General features: G+C 56.7%; 2 protein-coding genes and 1 pseudogene. 2 read left to right on the top strand and 1 reads right to left on the bottom strand.

Translation table 11 applies throughout. From position 1 onward, the window contains the following. A pseudogene (locus tag ACFDSS_RS13990) lies at window positions 1-250 on the bottom strand (thymidine kinase); the annotation flags it as partial. A gap of 268 nt (window positions 251-518) precedes the next feature. On the opposite strand from ACFDSS_RS13990, the gene ACFDSS_RS13985 reads away from it, so the two are divergent. Further along, window positions 519-971: a hypothetical protein gene (locus tag ACFDSS_RS13985; protein ID WP_375256334.1), complete on the top strand. Its 453-nt coding sequence runs from the start codon at window positions 519-521 to the stop codon at window positions 969-971. Then, the coding region (arsH, locus tag ACFDSS_RS13980) for an arsenical resistance protein ArsH (protein ID WP_375256333.1) at window positions 971-1,560 on the top strand (590 nt) is incomplete at its 3' end. The genes ACFDSS_RS13985 and arsH, both read left to right, overlap by 1 nt.

Here is a 1,560-nt window from a genome sequence, read left to right as displayed (position 1 = left end):
CGCAGGCGCAAGGCCCGGCCTTCAGCCGTTTTTCGATCATCTCGAAGAGGTCGTCATCCGCGCCAAATGTGTCAGCGTCTGCGCCAATGCCGATCCTGCTACCGATCCGTCCGGTCCCTGCACGGTTGTCGAACCGCGCGATGAGCAGATAGGTCTGCATTCCGCGCTCAATGTAATTGTGCGAGGCCTGCAAGAGAACGGTCGATTTGCCAGCGTTCATCGTGGAGTAATTGAAATAGAGCTTTGCCATAGCCGATCATTAGCGCTGGTGTCACCACATTGGCAAGACCAGCGCTTGATGGCGGTCACACCATAAGCACGCGTCTGGGGCGTCAGGCTGAATGCGCAAGCGGATTGCGATCCTAGCAACACGGCACATCATCGTGCGCATCCTCATTACGTCATCCCAAACACATGGGACAGGTTTATCAATGACATCTGTGTCAAACCGATTTAATGGGAATGAAACGATGAGTTTCCCCTCTTGTCAGGGCAGAATACCAACACGGAGCGCAGGCATGGCGGGTTATGGCAGTTATCTGAAGAAACACGCGGAGGCGCTCGTCAAGGACGTGGGGATCGAAGCTGCCTGCGCATTGACAGGGAAATCCAAAGCGACACTTGGGCGGTATTATTCGGACAACGCCGAGCATAGCGACCGCTTCATGCCGGTTGACGCTGTCGCCGCACTGGAAGCCGCAGCCAGCTATCCGCATGTCACGGCAGCTTTGGCAGAATTGCGCGGGGCCGCGATATCATACGACAAGTCCGGCACAAATACCGAAGAAGGCGAGATCAACACCGATGTTATCAAGCTTAGCCAGCGGTTTGCTTTGCTGATGGCGGAGTATAATCTTTCCATTGCTGACGGCGTCATTTCGATCAATGAAGCCAAGCGTCTCTTGCGTGAAACGACGGCGTTGCAGCAGGTCTTGATCGACATGAAGCTGCATCTGGAAGAAAATCACTGATGGCAGCCAGAGATGAAGATATGCCGAACCTTCGGGCGGATGCGTTGCGGCCTTTGGATGTGCCCGCTCTGGCTGGCCCGGATGCACCCGCACATGCCCCGCGCATTTTGCTGCTCTATGGCTCACTGCGTCAGGTAAGCTATTCACGGCTTTGCGCCGAAGAGGGCGCGCGGGTGCTGCGTGCCTTGGGCTGCGAAACCCGGTTTTTTGATCCCTCTGGTCTGCCCTTGCCCGATGACCGCGATACCGACCATCCAAAAGTGCAGGAACTGCGTGATCTGGCAATGTGGTCTGAGGGCATGGTGTGGTCCAGCCCCGAACGTCACGGTGCCATGACAGGAATCATGAAGACGCAGATCGACTGGCTGCCGCTGTCGCCCATTGGCGGGGTCAGGCCGACGCAAGGCAAGACCCTTGCGGTGATGCAGGTCTCTGGCGGGTCGCAGTCGTTCAATACGGTCAACCAACTGCGCATTCTGGGGCGTTGGATGCGTTTGATTACGATCCCCAATCAATCTTCCGTGCCGATGGCATGGAAGCAGTTCGAGGATGGGCGCATGAAGCCGTCGCCACTCTACAACCGGAGTGT

The sequence above is a fragment of the Yoonia sp. genome (assembly GCF_042093035.1).
Classification (GTDB): Bacteria; Pseudomonadota; Alphaproteobacteria; order Rhodobacterales; family Rhodobacteraceae; genus Yoonia.
The sequence above is the reverse complement of the archived record's forward strand: the minus strand, read 5'-3'. Positions and strand labels throughout refer to the sequence as shown.